Annotated in this window: 13 protein-coding genes; 3 read left to right on the plus strand and 10 right to left on the minus strand. The window is 74.2% G+C overall.

Annotated features, from left to right (window positions below):
- On the minus strand, nt 1-409 hold a 409-nt coding region (locus Q0195_RS08605; protein WP_299277114.1), incomplete at its 3' end, for an adenylosuccinate synthetase.
- A 172-nt stretch (nt 410-581) separates the two neighbouring features.
- Between Q0195_RS08605 and Q0195_RS08610 the strand changes: the two genes are divergently transcribed.
- Nucleotides 582-911 carry an STAS domain-containing protein gene (locus tag Q0195_RS08610; RefSeq protein WP_299277117.1) on the plus strand — a complete coding sequence of 110 codons (330 nt, stop codon included), beginning with the start codon at nt 582-584 and terminating at the stop codon, nt 909-911.
- A 54-nt stretch (nt 912-965) separates the two neighbouring features.
- On the opposite strand, the gene Q0195_RS08615 is transcribed toward Q0195_RS08610, so the two are convergent.
- A complete protein-coding gene (locus Q0195_RS08615) occupies nt 966-3,149 on the minus strand; it encodes a SpoIIE family protein phosphatase (RefSeq protein ID WP_299277119.1) in 2,184 nt (727 codons plus the stop codon).
- Between the two features lie 88 nt (nt 3,150-3,237).
- Here Q0195_RS08615 and Q0195_RS08620 point away from each other — a divergent pair, with 88 nt between their 5' ends.
- A complete protein-coding gene (locus tag Q0195_RS08620) occupies nt 3,238-3,627 on the plus strand; it encodes an STAS domain-containing protein (protein ID WP_299277122.1) in 390 nt (129 codons plus the stop codon).
- 365 nt (nt 3,628-3,992) lie between these two features.
- On the opposite strand, the gene fbaA is transcribed toward Q0195_RS08620, so the two are convergent.
- The 5 genes from fbaA to pyrE form a co-directional block, all read right to left on the minus strand.
- A complete protein-coding gene (fbaA, locus tag Q0195_RS08625) occupies nt 3,993-5,015 on the minus strand; it encodes a class II fructose-bisphosphate aldolase (protein ID WP_299277124.1) in 1,023 nt (340 codons plus the stop codon).
- Between the two features lie 18 nt (nt 5,016-5,033).
- A complete protein-coding gene (locus tag Q0195_RS08630) occupies nt 5,034-5,696 on the minus strand; it encodes an RNA methyltransferase (protein ID WP_299277126.1) in 663 nt (220 codons plus the stop codon).
- The gene (locus Q0195_RS08635) at nt 5,693-6,355 is read right to left on the minus strand and encodes a LemA family protein (RefSeq protein ID WP_299277129.1); all 663 of its coding nucleotides are present in this window, start codon (nt 6,353-6,355) and stop codon (nt 5,693-5,695) included. The genes Q0195_RS08630 and Q0195_RS08635 overlap by 4 nt, the downstream gene beginning before the upstream one ends.
- Before the next feature lie 4 nt (nt 6,356-6,359).
- Nucleotides 6,360-10,313 (minus strand): patatin-like protein, encoded by a 3,954-nt coding sequence (locus Q0195_RS08640; protein WP_299277132.1) that lies wholly within the window; start codon nt 10,311-10,313, stop codon nt 6,360-6,362.
- 227 nt (nt 10,314-10,540) lie between these two features.
- Nucleotides 10,541-11,113 carry an orotate phosphoribosyltransferase gene (gene pyrE, locus Q0195_RS08645; protein WP_299277134.1) on the minus strand — a complete coding sequence of 191 codons (573 nt, stop codon included), beginning with the start codon at nt 11,111-11,113 and terminating at the stop codon, nt 10,541-10,543.
- Between the two features lie 32 nt (nt 11,114-11,145).
- Between pyrE and Q0195_RS08650 the strand changes: the two genes are divergently transcribed.
- Entirely contained in the window at nt 11,146-11,928 is a 783-nt protein-coding gene (locus tag Q0195_RS08650) for an exodeoxyribonuclease III (RefSeq protein WP_299277138.1), read from the plus strand.
- A 188-nt stretch (nt 11,929-12,116) separates the two neighbouring features.
- Here Q0195_RS08650 and Q0195_RS08655 read toward each other — a convergent pair whose 3' ends face one another.
- From Q0195_RS08655 to clpB, 3 genes are all read right to left on the minus strand, one after another.
- Complete coding sequence (locus tag Q0195_RS08655; protein WP_299277141.1) at nt 12,117-13,694, minus strand: patatin-like phospholipase family protein; 1,578 nt, start codon at nt 13,692-13,694, stop codon at nt 12,117-12,119.
- A 22-nt stretch (nt 13,695-13,716) separates the two neighbouring features.
- Nucleotides 13,717-14,523, minus strand: coding sequence for a serine hydrolase domain-containing protein (locus tag Q0195_RS08660; protein ID WP_299277144.1), 807 nt, complete (start codon nt 14,521-14,523; stop codon nt 13,717-13,719).
- 160 nt (nt 14,524-14,683) lie between these two features.
- On the minus strand, nt 14,684-17,308 hold the full coding sequence (gene clpB, locus Q0195_RS08665) for an ATP-dependent chaperone ClpB (protein ID WP_299277146.1): 2,625 nt from the start codon (nt 17,306-17,308) through the stop codon (nt 14,684-14,686).
- Between the last annotated feature and the right edge of the window lie 487 nt (nt 17,309-17,795).

Here is a 17,795-nt window from a genome sequence, read left to right on the forward strand (position 1 = left end):
CGTAGGTGGGGCCGATGCCGCGCCCGGTGGTGCCGATCTGCCGCTTGCCGAGGAACCGCTCGGTGACCTTGTCCAGCGTCCGGTTGTACGGCGGGATGATGTGCGCGCTGGCCGAGACGAGCAGGCGGGACACGTCGACGCCGCGGGCGGCGAGGCCGTCGAGCTCGGCGAAGAGCACCTCGAGGTCGACGACGACCCCGTTGCCGATCACCGGGGTGCACCCGGGCGAGAGGATGCCGGAGGGCAGCAGGTGCAGGGCGTACTTCTCGTCGCCGACGACGACGGTGTGGCCGGCGTTGTTCCCGCCGTTGAACTTCACCACGAAGTCGACCTGCGAGCTGAGCTGGTCGGTGGCCTTCCCCTTGCCCTCGTCGCCCCACTGGGCTCCGACGACGACGACCGCTGGCATGTTCGATCCCTTCGCTGTGACGACGGGCGCCGATCGGCTCCCGGATCAGGCTATCCCGATCGGCCCCGGCGGTTCGGGGTGCACCTGTCGACCGGGCGCTCTAGGCTCGTCCTCGGACAACACAAGGGCGGTAGCTGCGCGATCGGGGGGACGTGCGGGCTGAAGGAGCGCAATGATCGAGATCGCGACGTCCCCGACCACGACGACGGTGACGGTCAGCGGTGATCTCGACCTCGCGGAACGAGGCCAGTTCCCGGAGGTGACCGCCCGCGTCAGCGGGCTGCGCCGCCAGCTGCTCGTCATCGACCTGTGCGAGGCGACGTTCCTGGACTCCACCGGGGCGGCCTTCCTCATCTCGCTGGCCGACACCACGGCCCGGCGCGGTGGCACCACCGTGCTGCGCGGCGCCGACGACCGCGAGCTGTTCGTGCTGGAGATCTGCGGCGCCCTCGACAGCTTCCGCATCGACCCGAACCACCGCTGCGAGCAGCGCGCCTCCTGAGGGCGCGTCCGGCAGACGCTCCGCCGCGCGGGTGGCGACGGCCCGGTCCGCCCGCTACTCGGCCGTCGCGGCGGATGACCAGGGGCTGCGGCCCCGGACACGGGCCCACACGACCTTGCCGGTCGGGGTGGGGCGCCAGCCCCACTCGGCGAGCCGAGAGATGATGTGCAGCCCGAAGCCGCCGACGCGGCCGACGCGGCCCTCGCGGACGACCGGCGGGCTGGGGTTGGCGTCCTCCACCTCGATCCGTAGCCCGTCACCGGTGTCCCGCAGCCGCAGGTCCACCCGTCCCCACCCGTGCATGACCGCGTTGGCGACCAGCTCGGAGGCGACGAGCTCGGCGGCGGCGATGTCCGCGATGCCCCACGCCTCGCAGGCGCGGACCACGGCGTGCCGGGCGCGGGCGATGGTCTGCGGGTCCATCGGCATCTGCCAGCGCCGCTCCCGCGGGCCGGACCACGACTGGCCGGTGTCCGCCGCCGGGTCCGGGACCCGCACGACGACGAGGGCGATGTCGTCCTCCGGGGCGTCGGCGAGCTGCTGGAGCAGCTCCTCCCCGATCCCGGCGGCGTCGGGGGCGTCGATCTGCCCGGCGGCCTTGACGAGGGCGGCCACGCCGTCGCGCATCGAGCGGTCGCGCCGCTCGACGAGCCCGTCGGTGTAGAAGATGAGCACGTCGCCCGGGTCGACGACGGCGTGCCCGGTGCTGCGGGGACGTCCCCCGAAGCCGACGAGCGGCCCGTTGGCGCCCTCGAGCTGGCGGGCCTCGCCCCGCCGGACGTGGACGATGGGCAGGTGGCCGGCGCGGGAGTAGGCCACGTCCCACCGGGTGTCCTCCCGCCGCGGCCGGAGAGTGGCGTAGACGAAGGACGCCGGGCGGGCGATCCGCATCCCGGCGACGAGCCGGTCCACCCGTCCCAGGACCTTGCCCGGCTCGACGAACTCGGCGGCGTAGGCGCGCACGACGGACCGCAGCTGGCCCATGGCGGCCGCGGCCTCGACGTCGTGCCCGACGACGTCACCGACGACCACGCCCACCGTGCCCTCCCCGAGGTCGAGCACGTCGTACCAGTCGCCGCCCACCTGCGCGTGCTCCGAGCTGGGGGCGTAGTAGCTCCACACGTCCACCCCCTCGACGTGGCTCTGCTCGGGGAGCATGGCCCGCTGCAGGGTCTCGGCGAGGCGGTGCTCGCGGTCGTAGAGCTGGAGGTTGTCCATCGCCATGCCGACGCGGCGGGCGACGAGCTCGAGCACCGTGGTCAGCTCACCGGGCGGCATCGCGCGGTCGTCGAGGTCGCGGTCGGGCGGGCGGACGGCGAGCAGCGCGAGCACGGCCTGGCGGCCGAGCACCGGCAGCAGCCACAGCGGCCCGTCGTCGGGCGCCGTCTCGTCCTCGGCGACGAGGGCGAGGAGCTCGGCGGTGAGGGTGTTCTCCCGCGCGGGGCGGTCGCGGTCGATGACCACGGTCTGCATCCGGGGGTCCAGGAGCAGGTCGCGCACGGGGTCGGGGACGCCGGGCTGGAGGCGTGCCTGACGGCGCAGGTCGCGCCGGTGGTAGGGGATGCCGGTGAGGTCGGTGATGCGCTGCAGGCGGGTGCCGTCGGCGTAGAACGCCGCCCACGGGACGATGCGGCGCACGAGGAGGCCGGCGATCTCGATGAGCGCGGTCCCCGAGTCGGTGTCCTGGAGGATGTCGGAGACCCGTGCGACCAGGCTCAGGCCGCGCCGGGCCCGCTCCTCGGTGACCGCCCGTTCCTCGGCCATGACCGCCGAGGCGAGCTCCTCGGTGGCGTCGCGCACCGTGACCAGCCAGCGGGTGGCGCCGTCGCTGCCCTCGCCGAGCGGGCTGAAGGACACGGTGGCGCGGAACTCCGAGCCGTCGCTCCGCTCGACGGTGCGCACCACCGCCACGGGCAGCCCGGCGCGCAGCGCCTCCCGCAGCGAGCCGCCGCCGTCGCGGGTCACGAGCCGGGGCGCCCGCTCGCGCAGCTCGGCCACCGGGTAGCCGGTGGCCGCGGCGAGCGCGGTGCTCACCCACACCACGCGGCAGTCGACGTCCTCGTCCTCCAGCGTGACGTCCACGACGTAGGTCGGGTCGGGCAGCGCGTCGAGCAGCTGGTCGGCCCGGACCATGAGGGTCGTGGGCAGCTCCGCGGCGTCGGGCACGGTGGTTCGGCGCCTGGGGAAAGGGGTGGGGACCGCCGCCGTCGCGGGTGTCCCGCGAACCGGGTCGGTCATGGTGGCTCTCCGATCGTCCTCGGTCTCCTAGGATGCCCTGGAGGACGTTCCGGTGCGAGCCTTTGCCGGAAGAGACGAAGGAGAGCCTGTGCCTGACGAACGCTCCATCCCGCCCGGCAAGGGCCACGACGGTGGCACGGCGTCGGTCATGGTCGCCCAGGGCCGTACCCGTCTCGTGCTGTCCGGGGAGATCGACGTCGCGCTGAGCAGCGAGCTGAGCGAGGCGGTCGCCGAGGCCGAGGCCTCCCGCAACCCGGTCGAGATCGACGCCCGGCACGTCACCTTCATGGACTCCTCCGGGGTGGCGCTCCTGGCACGGCTGGCGCACCGCACCCCGGGGCCGCTGGCGATCATCAAGCCGCCGGACGTCGTGCGCTTCCTCCTCGACATCACCCGGCTCGGCGACGTCGTCACCATCCTCGAGGACGACCCCGGGTTCCCGGACAGCTCCGGCCCCGACGGCGACGACGCCGCCTGACACACCGCCCGACGACGCCGCTCGACCGCACGCCCACGCCGCTCGTCCACCCGACGACGCCGCCCGGCAGACCGCGCGCTGCCACGCCGCCCGGCAGACCGCGCGCTGCCACGCCGCCCGGCAGCCCGCGCGCAGCCAGACCGAGCGCTGCACCGCGTGGCTCGTACTTCTCGATCACGGCTCGCCCCTGCGCGCACCCCGAACTGAGCTGAAAGGGCGAGCCACGCGCGCGTGAGCCGAGGGCGGCCACGTGCCCGAGAACCCGCCGTCAGGCTCGGGGCGCAGAGAAGCGCGAGGGCCCGCCGGCGGAGTCCGCCGACGGGCCCTGCGTCACCTGCTGGGTCAGGCCATCGTCATCTGCTGGGTCAGGACATCTTCTTGCCGGCCGAGCGCAGCTGCTCGCAGGCCTCGACGATGCGCGCGGCCATGCCTGCCTCGGCGAGCTTGCCCCAGGCGCGCGGGTCGTAGGCCTTCTTGTTGCCGACGTCGCCGTCGATCTTCAGCACGCCGTCGTAGTTCTTGAACATGTGGTCCACGACGGGGCGGGTGAAGGCGTACTGGGTGTCGGTGTCGACGTTCATCTTGATGACGCCGTTGTCCACCGCGGTGGCGATCTCCTCGGCGGAGGAGCCGGAGCCGCCGTGGAAGACGAGGTCGAAGGGCATCTCCTTGCCGACCTCCTTGCCGACGACCTCCTGGATCTCGCCGAGCAGCTCGGGACGCAGCTTGACCGCGCCGGGCTTGTAGACGCCGTGGACGTTGCCGAAGGTCAGCGCGGTGAGGTAGCGGCCCTTCTCGCCGGTGCCCAGCGCACGCACGGTGGCCAGACCGTCCTCGGGCGTGGTGTAGAGCTTCTCGTTGATCTCGGCGACGTGGCCGTCCTCCTCACCGCCGACGACGCCGACCTCGATCTCGAGGATGGTGCGCGCCTTCTGGGAGAGCTCGAGGAGCTCCTCGGCGATGCGCAGGTTCTCCTCCAGCGGGACGGTCGAGCCGTCGAACATGTGGGACTGGAAGGTCGGGTTCTTCCCGGCGGCGACCTCCTCGGCCTCCAGCGCGAGCAGCGGCCGCACCCAGGAGTCGAGGTTCTCCTTGACGCAGTGGTCGGTGTGCAGCGCGACGGTCACCGGGTAGTTCTTGGCGACCTCGTGGGCGAACGCGGCCAGCGCGCGGGTGCCGGCAACCCGGTCCTTGACCGTCGAACCGGAGGCGTACTCGCCACCGCCGACGGAGACCTGGATGATGCCGTCGCTCTCGGCCTCGGCGAAGCCACGCAGGGCGGCGATGAGGGTCTGGGAGGAGGTGACGTTGATGGCCGGGTAGGCGAACTTGCCCGCCTTCGCCCTGTCGAGCATCTCGTTGTACGACTCAGGGGTTGCGATGGGCACTGCAGGCCTCCTGTGTGGCTAGGTCGATCGGAACCCCTCGATTGTGTCATGCCCCGGGTCGGCCGGACCGGGACGTCCGTGCTGCAGGACCCAGGAGTACATCGCCACCGCGGCGGCCGCCCCGACGTTCATCGAGCGGGTGGACCCGTACTGGGTGATGTGGAGGATCTCGGTGCACGCGGCGCGCGCCTGCGCGGACAGTCCGCCCGACTCCTGGCCGAAGAGCATGACGGCACGCGCGGGCAGCGGCCGGTGCTCGATGGGCAGGGAGCCGGGGACGTTGTCGATACCGATGAGGGGCAGCCCCTCCTCCTGCGCCCACGCCACGAGGGAGGCGACGTCGGGGTGGTGGTTCAGGTGCTGGTAGCGGTCGGTGACCATGGCGCCGCGCCGGTTCCAGCGGCGCCGGCCGACGATGTGCACCGCGGCGACGGCGAAGGCGTTGGCGGTGCGGACCACCGAGCCGATGTTGAAGTCGTGCCCGAGGTTCTCGATCGCCACGTGCAGCGGGTGGCGGCGGGTGTCGAGGTCGGCGACGATCGCCTCGAGGCGCCAGTAGCGGTAGCGGTCGACGACGTTGCGCCGGTCGCCGTGGGCCAGCAGCTCGGGGTCGAGGCGGGGGTCGTCCGGCCACGCGTCAGGGCCGCCGGGCCAGGGCCCGACGCCCACGTCGTCGGTCACGGACGGTGGTGCGGCTCGGGACCGCCCGGGGCGGGCCCGCGGAAGGTCGGCTGCCCGGAGGGGGGCGGCGGGACGTCCCCGGCGGTGAAGTGCACCGAGGGCACCGCGCGCACGGTCGGGTCGTTGGCCTCGAAGTACTCGGCCCGGCGGAAGTTGAAGAGCCGGGCGATGACGTTCGGCGGGAACGTCTCGATCCGGGTGTTGAGCCGGCGCACGTTGGCGTTGTAGAAGCGCCGTCCGGCCGCGATGCGGTCCTCGGTGTTGGTGAGCTCGGCCTGGAGGTCGGCGAAGGTCTGCGACGCGCGCAGCTCGGGGTAGGCCTCGGCCACGGCGAAGAGCCGGCTGAGGGCCGAGCTCAGCGCCTGCTCGCTCTGGGCCTGCTGGGCGGGGCCGGCACCGCGGACGGCGGCGGCGGCCCGCGCCTGGGCGACGGCCTCGAAGACCTCACGCTCGTGCCCGGCGTAGCCGCGGACGGTCTCGACGAGGTTGGGCACGAGGTCGTGCCGGCGGTGCAGCTCGACGTCGATCTGGCGCCACGCCTCCTGCACGAGGTTGCGCAGCTTGACCATGCCGTTGTACGTCGCGACGGCCCAGATGAGCGCGATGAGCAGGACGACGGCGATGACTGCCAGGGTGGTGACGAGGAACGAGATGTCCACGGGATCAGCCTGTCACACCTTCCGGCCCGGCGTCGGCGTGTCCGCGCAGCGCACGGGGCCGCAGCTCCAGGCGCTGCTCGGCACCGCGCCCGACCCGGCGGACCACCGAGCTGTAGGCCCACCGGTTGGCCTCCAGCCACCGGGCGACACGCTCGGCGCGGTCCCGCGGGTCGGTGGTCGGCTCGCCCGCGGCGAGCTGCTGCCGGGCCCGCACGACGCTCGCTAAGGCGGCACGGACCCGGGCGGCGACCCGGCGCCGTTCACGGGCGAGCACCCAGGTGGGCACGACGGCGAGGAACACGACCGCGGCGAGGGCGAGGCCGCCCACCATCCACGTGGCGGGGAGCAGCCGGCCCTCGGGCCACCAGGTGAGGACGGCGCCGCAGCCGGCCAGGGCGGCCGTGCCGTAGACGACGGACCACCCGGCCGTCACACCGGCGGCACCGGACATCCGTTCCAGGCGCCACTCCCCCGCGACGTGCTCCCACCGGCGCAGGCCGCGCGCCCCGGCGAGCACCGCCCAGGCGGCGAGGCCCGCCACGGCGGCGGCCGCGAGCCCGAGGGCCCAGCGGTCCCGCTCCGCCGGGACCGGCCACCCGAAGAGCCGGTCCAGCCGAGCGGCGCCCTGGGCGACGAGGACGACGACGAGCACGGCGACGGCGGCCACGACGAGCAGCACCCCGGCCGTGCGGACGGGGCCGGCGCCGCGCTCCGTCAGCCGGTGCCGCAGAAGACGCTCGACCACCCACACGGTGGCGTCCTCCACCATGACCTTCGGGCTGGAGAGGGGCTCACGCAGGCTGCCGAGGAGCGCCAGCCCGGTGACGAGGACCACCGCGCCGACCGCGCCGCCGGTGGCGAGGCTGGGTTCCCAGCCGCCGCGGGCGGCCGCGACACCGGTGTAGACGAGCAGGGCACCGACGATCGCCAGCACCACCCCGTGGAGGTGGCTGCGGGTGCGCAGGGCCGCGTAGGCGAGGACGGTGAGGAAGACGCCCGCACCGAGCGGCCCGGCGACCCCGGCCAGCCCGCCGTCGAGTAGGCCGAGCAGGGCGAGCACGAACAGGACGCCACCGGCGGCGAGCGCGAGGAGGCCGAGCGACCGGGCGAGCAGCCCCCCGGAGGTCAGGCCCAGCGTCACCCAGTACGGGACCTTGACCGCCCCCTTGACGGACCGGGTGACCGGCGCGACCACCCCGAGCCCGGAGTTCTTCCCGGCGGCCACCGTCGCGGCCACCGCCATGGCGGTGACGGCGGTGCGGATGATCTGGTCGCTGGCCCCCTCCTCGTCGAGGGGCTCGCGCCCGATCCCGGCGTGGTCGAAGGCGTGCAGGGCAGCGACGCCGGTGGTGAGCCAGTCCGGTGTGCCCGGTGCGGTGCGGGTCTCCTCGAGCCGGCGGAGCAGCGTCTCGTGCTGGGCGACGAAGACGTGGCCGTGGGAGCGGGGGTTGGCGCCGTCGGCGGCGTCGTGCCGGACCGCCCTGACCACCTCGGGCAGCTCCTCGTGGACGATGACGACGTGCCGGCCGTAGGCGAGGAGAGCGGCGAGGCTCGCCATCTCCGGCGCGTCGGGGCGCTCGGGCTCGGGGTGCCGGTCGGTGCCGCCCAGCGCCCGGGCGACCTCCTCCACGGCCGCCTCGCGCAGGGCCGCCAGCCGGGTGAGCGCGCCGGTCCGCTCCTGGGCGGTGTCGTCCCGGAGCGCCCGGGCCGCCTCCGCGCCCCACGTCGTCGCCAGGAGGAGGTCGACCACCCCGACCGGGTCGGTGCCGGCACCGGTGGCCTCGGCGAGCGTGCGCACCCGTGCCGGCGTGAGCAACACCCGGAACAGGGCGCTGGCGCCGTCGAAGCGTCCCCAGGCCCAGTCGTTGATCCGCCAGGACCGCTTGAGGAACCCGCTGAACCGGGCCAGGGAGGCACCCCCGAGCTTCTCGTCCACCGTGCGGGAGTAGCTGGCGAAGTGGTTCGGCGTGGCCGCGGAGACCTGGGTGTAGCGCAGCGGGTTGGTGTTCTCCGTGGGCAGCTCCTCCCCGACCGTCCAGGCGACGACGTGGAGCGCGGCGAGGACCTGGCGGGTACGGGCGCGCGCTCGGTCCGGCGCCGCGTCGCCCGCGGCGTCGAGCAGCGGCAGCCACGCGGGGTCCAGCCCGTCCGCCGCCCGCGCGAGCTGCTGCAGCCGCTCGAGGCGGCCGGCGGTGAGCGCCAGGACGCGGTCGGGGTCGATGTCGGCGTCCAGCCGTGCAGGGGTGTCCTCCGCCCGGCGGCCGGGGTCCACCTCGAGCCGCGGGAGGGCGGAGCGCACGACGTCGAGGGCGGCGGCCGCACCCCGCTGGAACCAGGCGTCGGTGGCGAGCCGGGCGTGCCAGTAGTGCAGGTCCGGAACCGCGACAGCGAGGGCGGGGTCGGTACCCCACACACGGTCGAGGGCGGCGCGCACCGCGCGCACCTGGACCATCGCGGCGTGCACCTCGCCGCGGGCCTCCCGGACGGTGCCGCGGTCCTCGACCGGCAGCGCGTCGTGCAGGACCCCGAGGTACTCCAGGGCGGCGGCGCCCATGTCGAGGAGCGGTTTGGCGCCCCACGGCCACGCGGCGGACGGGGCGGCGAGCTCGTCGAACCGGCCCGGCAGCGTGGTGGTGTCAGGGGCGGCGTCCAACTGCTCGTGGCAGGCCTCGAGGCAGGCCCGGACCCGCTCGTAGGGGTAGCCCCGGGGCTGGCGCGTCTGCGCGGCGAGGTCGCGGATGTCGCGGCGCAGGCGGGCACGCCGGTAGTGCGCGTACAGGTCGCGGGCGGTGGCGGTGAGCCGGTCGGCGTCGCCGGCGGTGGCGAGGACGTCGCGCCGGGTGCCGCGCAGCGAGGTCGCCTGCCGGTTGTGGTGCTCCACCTCCTCGATGAAGGTGCGGCTGCCGGTGCTCGTCAGGCTGGCGCCCAGGCCACGGGCCATGGCGGCGACGGTCGGCTCCTCGGCCGGCCCGGCCTCGGCCACCTCCACCGCGGGCAGCGGCACGACGAGGAGCATCACCCGGTCCACGACCAGGTCGGCGGGCATCTGCTCGATCGCGGACAGCGCGTGCTGGGTGGGGGTGTTGTTCAGCAGCCCGCCGTCGACGGCGTAGCGTGACCGGTCCGGCCCCTTGGCCCGGCCGGGCAGGACGTTGCCCCGCCAGCTCGCGTAGGGCGCCATGTCGGGACGGTCGGGGACGGGCTCGTCGGCGTCGACGGGGATGAGGGTCGGCTCGAAGGCGAAGGGGAATCCCGCCGAGGTCCGCGCGGCCAGGGCGAGCGCGGCGACGACGTCCTCCCGCGGGCCTGCCGGGTGTCCGGGCCCGGACTCGTCCGGGGCCGCACCGTCCACCGGCCCGCTGCCCCGCGGGGCCGGGGCACCGGCGAAGTCGTCGCCCGCGCCGTCGCGCCGGGTGAAGCGGAAGTGGACGTCGTGGCGCTTCTGGGTGAGCGGCCGGCCCAGGGAGTCGGTGTGCTGGAGGGTGACGCCGTCGAGCAGGGTGGCGGTGATGGTGAGGTCGATCGGGCGCTCGCGCACGTCCCGCGCCCGCCACGGCGTCGCCAGCCGGTGCAGGGCGCGGGTGAGCTCGGGGAGGAAGACCTCCTCCCCGCGCAGCAGCGAGGTGGGGTGGTCCTGGAACGGCACCTGGAGGAGGGTCTCCAGGCGGCCCTGGTCGCCCCACACCTCGCGCAGGTCGGCGAGGTCGGCGTGCTCGTTGACCTGGGCGAGCGCGAGCGCCGCACCGTTGATGCCGCCGGCCGACGTGCCGGAGATGACGTCGGCCCGCGCGCGGACCCGCAGCAGACGCAGCAGCGGTGCGTAGGCGGCGCCGGTGCCGGTGAGCTCGTTGATCTCGTGGGCGACCCCGCCCATCCACACCGCGAGGCTGACGCCGCCGTTGAACACGCAGGCGAAGCGGATCTCCTCGAGGTCCGCCGATGCACCGTTGTCCACCATGACGCCTCCGCCTCACCCGTCACCGTAGAGCAGACGCGCCCGCGCGGGGCCGTTACGGGCGGGGTGATCGGGGGTGGATCGGCGCGGGGTGGTGTGGGTCCCACGCCGTCGGCGACGGACAGCGCCGTCAGGGGCGCGTCAGCGCACGGGGGCGCGTCAGCGCAGGCGGGCGCCTCACCGCAGGGGAGCACCTCACCGCAGGGGGCGCGTCAGCGGCAGGGGGCGCGTCAGCGCAGTCCGATGTCCTCCAGGCCCAGCGCGGCGAGGTACCGCACCCCGGCCTCCTCGATCCGCTGGCGTGCCCCGGTGTCGCGGTCGACGACGACGGCGGCGGCCACGACCTCGGCGCCCGCCTCGCGCAGCGCCTCGATCGCGGTGAGCAGGCTGCCCCCGGTGGTCGAGGTGTCCTCCACGGCGACCACCCGCCGGCCGGTGACGTCCGGGCCCTCGACGCGGCGCTGCAGGCCGTGGGTCTTGGCCTCCTTGCGCACGACGCAGGCATCGAGCTCCAGGCCGCGGGAGGCGGCCGCGTGGAGGATCGCCGTGGCGACCGGGTCGGCACCCATCGTCAGACCACCGACGACGTCGACCTCCTCGGGCCCGAGCCCGGCCTCCTCGAGGAGGTCGAGCATGACGTGCCCGACGAGCGGGGCGGCGGCATGGTGCAGGGTCACCCGCCGCATGTCGACGTAGTGGTCGGAGGTCCGGCCGCTGGCGAGGGTCACCTCGCCGCGGATGACGGCGAGGTCGCGGACGTACTGGGCCAGGCGGCTGCGCAGGGAGTCGTTCGGTGAGGTCACGGCTGCAGGGTACCGACGGATAGCCTCGCGCCATGCGCCTGGCCACCTGGAACGTCAACTCCGTCCGTGCCCGCCTCGACCGCGTCCTGGCGTTCCTCGACCGCTCCGGCACCGACGTCCTGGCGGTCCAGGAGACCAAGTGCCGCGACGACCAGTTCCCTTACCTGCCCTTCGAGATGGCCGGGTACGAGGTGGCGCACCACGGCGTGAGCCAGTGGAACGGGGTCGCGGTCATCTCCCGGTTGCCCATCGAGGACGTCACGGTCGGCTTCCCCGGCATGCCGACCTGGGGCGAGCCGGCCGCCGCCGAGGCGCGGGCCATCGGGGTGACGGTCGGTGGGGTGCGGGTGTGGAGCCTGTACGTGCCGAACGGGCGGGACCCGGCCGACCCGCACTACCAGTACAAGCTCGACTGGCTGGCGGCGCTGCGGGACGCTGCGGCGGGATGGCTGGCGGCCGACCCGGCGGCGCAGGTCGCGCTCGTCGGCGACTGGAACATCGCGCCGCGCGACGAGGACGTGTGGGACATGGCGGCCTTCGCCGGCGCCACCCACGTCTCCCCGGCCGAGCGGGCGGCATTCGCCGCGTTCCAGGACGTGGGGTTCCGGGAGGTGACCCGCGAGCACACACCGGGCGCCTACACCTACTGGGACTACAAGCAGCTGCGCTTCCCGCGGAACGAGGGGATGCGGATCGACCTCGTGCTGGCGTCCCCCGCGCTGGCCGCCCGCGTGCGCGGCGCCCGGGTCGAGCGCGACGAGCGCAAGGGCAAGGGCGCCAGCGACCACGTGCCCGTCGTCGTCGACCTGGCCTGAGGACGCGGTTGCCCGGCGGGGAGCGTCCCGGGGCTGTGGTGCCGCGGCCGGCCGGCGGGGTGCCACACTCGAACTGGTGCCGCCGCCGGACGGCGGGGTGCCACGGTCGATGTGGTGCCGCGGCAGCCCAGCCGGCGTGGACCGGTTCACGTGCCGCCGCGGCCGGCCGCCGCTGACCGGCCGCGCGACTACGCGGTCGCCCAGCCGGGGGTGACCGGGATGTCGAAGGTGTGGTGCTCCCAGGTGCGCCACCAGTCCTCCGCACCGGCGGGCAGCCGGCCTGCGGGCAGCCGCCGCAGCAGGTCGCGCAGCTCGAACTTCAGGCCGGTGATCGCGGTGACGCGCTCCAGGAGCTCCGCCTCGGGCAGCTCCTCCCCGCCGAAGGCGTCCTCCTCCGCGCGCCAGATGCGGCGGCGCAGGAGGACGACGTCACGGGTGACGGCCTGCTCCTGCGCGCTCGCGTCCTGGTGGACCTCCGCCGCACGCATCCAGCCGTAGTCCATGGCGATGGCGATGAGCCCGGGCTCGACGGTGAGCGTGTCGTGGACGTCGAACTCCGGCTCGATGACGACAGCGCCCGCCTCCCGGGCGCGCCGCACCTCGTCGCGCTGGACCTCGTCGGCCATGATCGCCGTCGTCGTGCGGAGCACGATGGCGAGCATGTCGCGCTCGTCGTAGGACTCCTCGTGCTGCACGCCCGAGGGGCCGGCGACGACGGCGTAGCAGGTGTCCACACCGAGGTGGCGCATCGCGATGTCGGCCGGCAGGGACTCCCGCACCCCGCCGTCGACGTAGTTCTCCTGTCCCAGCCGCACGGGCGGGAAGACCGTGGGGATCGCGCACGACGCACGCACCGCCTCGACGATCGGGGTGCGGTAGCCCTCCTCGACCGGGCGGTTCTCCCGGTCGACGAGGGTGCCGGACTCGGTGACGTACCGCAGCTCGCCGCTCTCCAGGGCCACGACGGCGATGCGCAGCGTCACCCCCGAGCTCGCCACCGCCGTCTCGTCGAAGACGTCGGGTTCCACGAGGCGGTCCACGACACGGCCGGGACGGAACATCGACCGCTCGCGGCGGGCGCCGCCGACGATCGTCCCGAGGTCCGCGCTCGCCCGGCCGACGGCGCGGACGAGCTCGATCGACTCCAGCAGCCGCTCCGACACCGACGTCGTCCAGTCCTGCCAGGCCTCCGGCGATGCCGCGGGCTCGCCGGGGAGCCCGCCGCCGGACGGGCCGGTGCCGTCGGGGGTCAGCTTCGTCGGCGGCGCGGTGGCCGCGGCGGCGTCGGCCCTGCGCGCGGCCTCCACCGGCTCCTCCTCGGCCGCCGCGTCGTCCGGACGGGCGCCGTTGGCTGCCTTGACCCGCTCGGCCGCGACGGTGATGCCGTGCCGCAGGTCGGCGACCCGCCGGAAGGAGCGGCCCAGGGTGCCCTGGCGGCGGTGGCGCCGCTCCAGCGCCTCCATGAGCTCGGGACCGCGCTCGCGCAGCCGGGTGAACCAGGGCAGTTCCTCGAACATGTCCGAGGAGTCGGTCATGCCGCGGAAGAGCTCCTCGAGCCGGGCGAGGGACGCGCGCTGACCGGTGTGGTCCGCCGACTGGGCGAGGACGGCCGCGAGGATCGACCCGGCGGAGGTGCCGGTGATGACCGACGGGGTGATCCCCACCTCGTCGTAGAGGTAGCGCAGCGCGCCGACCTGGAAGCTGGCGCGGGCGCCCCCGCCGCTGAGGACGAGGCCGACCACGGGCGATCCGGGAGCGGGTGGCATGGCAGCAGGCTAACCGGGCCCCTCAGCGCAGGTCGGTGAGGACGGCGTCGGAGAGCCGCGGCCACAGCTCGGCGGCCCACTCGGCGAAGCGCTCGGCGCCGAGGAACGCGGTGGCGAGGCCGGCCTGCGGGTCGACCCACAGGAAGCTGCCCGACTGGCCGAAGTGCCCGAAGGTCTGCGGGGAGTTGCGGCTGCCCGTCCAGTGTGGGCTCTTCGCACCGCGGATCTCGAAGCCGAGGCCCCAGTCGTTCGGGTCCTGGCGCCCGAACCCGGGCAGGACGCCGAGCAGCCCCGGGAACTGCACCCGGGTGGCCTCGGCGAGGAGGTCGGCGTCGAGCACCGTGGGGGCGAGCAGCTCGCGACCGAAGGCGGCGAGGTCCTCGGCGGTGCCGACGGCACCGTGGGCCGGGGAGCCCTCGAGGACGACGCTGCTCATGCCGAGGGGGATGAGCACGGTGTCCTCGAGCCAGTCCGCGAAGGCGGTGCCGGTGGCGTCCTCGACGTGCGCGGCGAGGAGCTCGATGCCGTGGTTGCTGTAGATGCGCCGTCGTCCCGGGGCGCTGAGCGCGTCCCCGGAGTCCAGCGCCACTCCCGAGGCGTGGGCGAGGAGGTGGCGCACCGTGGCGCCCTCGGGCCCGGCGGCGTCATCGAGGTCGACGAGGTGGCGGGACACCGCGACCAGGGTGGCGGCCGCGGTGAGCAGCTTGGTCACCGACGCCCAGGGGAAGGAGCGCCGCGTCTCGCCGTGCGTCAGCCGGGTGCCGGCGGCGTCGGTGACGACGACGGCGTGCGGGAAGTCGGGCAGGGCGAGCTGGTCGAAGGCAGTCATGGTCTCCAGGGTGCCACCAGGACGGAGGGCCGCGTCGTGCCCGCCCGCGGGGACGACGGGCAGGAGGGTGCTTGTCGTCCCGCCCGCAGGGACGACGGGGACGGAGGGGCTTGCCGTGGAGCGACGTCGGGGACCCACGTGCGGTGGGCCCCCGACGGGGTCAGGCCGCGGAGGCAGCGCTCGGTGCGGAGGCCCCGGCCTCGGAGCTGAGGACGAGCCCGCCCTCCGGGCCCCGGTCGACGGTGACGGTCGCCCCGTCGGTGACCTCGCCGCTGAGCATGAGCTTGGCGAGCTGGTCGCCGATCTCGCGCTGCACCAGGCGGCGCAGCGGGCGGGCGCCGTACGCGGGGTCGTAGCCCTCGAAGGCGAGCCACTCCGACGCGGCCGGGGTGACCTCGAGCTTGATCCGGCGCTCGGCGAGCCGGTTGCGCAGCCGGTCGACCTGCAGCTCGACGATGGCGCTGAGCTCGTTGAGGCTGAGCGCGTCGAAGATGACGATGTCGTCGAGCCGGTTGAGGAACTCCGGCTTGAACGCCTGGCGCACCGCGCTCATCACGGCCTCGTGCTTGGCCTCCTCGGACATCGTCTGGTCGACGAGGAACTGCGAGCCGAGGTTCGAGGTGAGGACGATGATGACGTTGCGGAAGTCCACGGTGCGCCCCTGGCCGTCGGTGAGCCGGCCGTCGTCGAGCAGCTGGAGGAGGATGTCGAAGACCTCGGGGTGGGCCTTCTCCACCTCGTCGAGCAGGACGACGGAGTAGGGCCGGCGGCGCACCGCCTCGGTGAGCTGGCCGCCCTCCTCGTAGCCGACGTAGCCCGGAGGGGCACCGACGAGCCGCGAGACCGAGTGCTTCTCGGAGTACTCGCTCATGTCGATGCGCACGATGGCGCGCTCGTCGTCGAAGAGGAAGTCCGCCAGGGACTTGGCCAGCTCGGTCTTGCCGACGCCGGTGGGCCCGAGGAAGAGGAAGGACCCGGTGGGCCGGTCGGGGTCGGACAGCCCGGCCCGCGAGCGCCGCACGGCGTCGGACACGGCGCGCACCGCGCGCTGCTGGCCGATGAGCCGCCGGCCGATGACGTCCTCCATGCGGAGCAGCTTCTCGGTCTCCCCCTCGAGCAGCCGGCCGACGGGGATGCCGGTCCACGCGGAGACGACCTCGGCGACCTCGTCCGCGGAGACGCGGTCGGCGATCATCGGGGGTTCGGCGGACCGCTCGGCCTCGGCGACCTCGGCCTCACGGATCTCCCGCTCGACGGCGGGGATCTCGCCGTAGAGCAGTCGGGAGGCCCGCTCGAGGTCGCCCTCACGCTGGGCGCGGTCGGCCTCGATACGCAGGGAGTCGAGACGCTGCTTGAGGTCACCGACCCGGTTGTGGCTGGCCTTCTCCGCCTCCCAGCGGGCGGTGAGGGCGGCGAGCTCCTCGGACTTGTCGGCGATCTCGGCGCGCAGGCGCTCGAGCCGCTCGGCGGTGGCCTCGTCGTCGTCCTCGGCGGACTCGACGAGGTAGGCCTCCTCCATCTTCAGCCGGTCGACGACGCGGCGCAGCGCGTCGATCTCCTCCGGCGAGGAGTCGAGCTCCATGCGCAGCCGCGAGGCGGCCTCGTCGACCAGGTCGATGGCCTTGTCCGGGAGCTGGCGGCCGCTGATGTAGCGGTCGGAGAGGGTGGCGGCGGCGACGAGCGCGCCGTCGGAGATGGTCACCTGGTGGTGCGCCTCGTACTTCGGGGCGATGCCGCGCAGGATGGTCACGGTGTCCTCCACGGAGGGCTCACCGACGAAGACCTGCTGGAAGCGGCGCTCGAGGGCGGGGTCCTTCTCGATGTGCTCGCGGTACTCGTCGAGGGTGGTGGCACCGACCATCCGCAGCTCGCCGCGGGCGAGCATCGGCTTGAGCATGTTGCCGGCGTCCATGGAGCCCTCGGCGGCTCCGGCACCGACGACGGTGTGGAGCTCGTCGATGAAGGTCACGACCTGGCCGTCGGAGGCCTTGATCTCCTCCAGGACGGCCTTGAGCCGCTCCTCGAACTCGCCGCGGTACTTCGCGCCGGCGACCATCGAGGCGAGGTCGAGGGCGATGAGGCGCTTGTCGCGCAGGGAGTCGGGGACGTCGCCGTCGACGATGCGCTGGGCCAGGCCCTCGACGACGGCGGTCTTGCCGACGCCGGGCTCACCGATGAGGACGGGGTTGTTCTTGGTGCGCCGGGAGAGCACCTGGACCACGCGCCGGATCTCGGCGTCGCGGCCGATGACCGGGTCGAGCTTGCCCTCGCGGGCGGCGGCGGTGAGGTCCTGGCCGTACTGCTCCAGGGCGTTGTAGGTGCCCTCCGGGTCCTGGCTGGTGACCTTGCCGGAGCCGCGCACGGTGGGCAGCGCGGAGAGCAGGGCGTCCCGGTCGGCGCCGAGGTCGCGCAGGATCTGGCCCGCGGTGCTCTCGCTGCGCGCGATGGCCATGAGGAGGTGCTCGGTGGAGACGTACTGGTCGCCCAGGCCGTTGGCCTCCTCGCCCGCCTGGGTGATGACGGTCATCATCGCGCGCGACGGCGCGGGCTGGGCGACGGAGGCGCCGGAGGCACCGGGCAGTGCCGCGACCGCGGCCTGCGCGCGCTGGACGATCGCCGCACGGTTGGCGCCCACCGCGTCGACGAGTGCCGGGGCGACACCGCCGGGCTGCTCGAGCAGTGCCACGAGCACGTGTACCGGCTCGAGCTGGGGGTTACCGGCCGTCGCGGCCGCACGCATCGCCGAGGCGATCGCCTCCTGCGACTTGGTCGTCAGCTTGTCCATCGAGACCTCCGGGAATGGGTTTCAGGGTTCCGCTGAGTTCAACACCGCAGAGTTGAGTCTATTCCGCTCAAGTCTGCTCGGAGGGTGTCGGAGGTCCCATCTCCGCCGCCGGCCTGGAGCGCCGGCCGGGCCGGCGGCACGCACCGCGTGCCCCAGCCCAGCCGGCTCCCGGAGGACACCGCGGGCCGGTTCGAGCTATCGCGATCCGGGTGTCCGGAGTCAGGGCGCGCCGAGCGCGGAGGCAATGTGCTGTCACGAAGGGTCAAGCTGAGCCGACTTCTGCATCAGCCAGAGAATGACCCGCCTGCTGAATCAGCCTGAGGACGACTCGGCTGCCGAATCAGCCCGCGGACGAGCCGTCGCTCGGGTCAGGCTGAGGGTGATCCACGGGGTGGATCACCTTGACTCTCCCGGACCAACAACTACCGCTCCGAGCCTGGACCGCGACCGCCCGCCCGCTCACCGCCACCCGGCGGCCCATCGCCCC

Source organism: uncultured Georgenia sp. (assembly GCF_937958535.1).
Lineage (GTDB): Bacteria > Actinomycetota > Actinomycetes > Actinomycetales > Actinomycetaceae > Oceanitalea.

Bases quoted from the DNA above. Each gene is read 5' to 3' on its own strand.
- Q0195_RS08640 (WP_299277132.1), bottom strand. From the start codon at position 10,313: ATGGTGGACAACGGTGCATCGGCGGACCTCGAGGAGATCCGCTTCGCC.
- Q0195_RS08610 (WP_299277117.1), top strand. From the start codon at position 582: ATGATCGAGATCGCGACGTCCCCGACCACGACGACGGTGACGGTCAGC.
- Q0195_RS08615 (WP_299277119.1), bottom strand. From the start codon at position 3,149: ATGACCGACCCGGTTCGCGGGACACCCGCGACGGCGGCGGTCCCCACC.
- Q0195_RS08660 (WP_299277144.1), bottom strand. From the start codon at position 14,523: ATGACTGCCTTCGACCAGCTCGCCCTGCCCGACTTCCCGCACGCCGTC.
- Q0195_RS08650 (WP_299277138.1), top strand. From the start codon at position 11,146: ATGCGCCTGGCCACCTGGAACGTCAACTCCGTCCGTGCCCGCCTCGAC.
- Q0195_RS08655 (WP_299277141.1), bottom strand. From the start codon at position 13,694: ATGCCACCCGCTCCCGGATCGCCCGTGGTCGGCCTCGTCCTCAGCGGC.
- clpB (WP_299277146.1), bottom strand. From the start codon at position 17,308: ATGGACAAGCTGACGACCAAGTCGCAGGAGGCGATCGCCTCGGCGATG.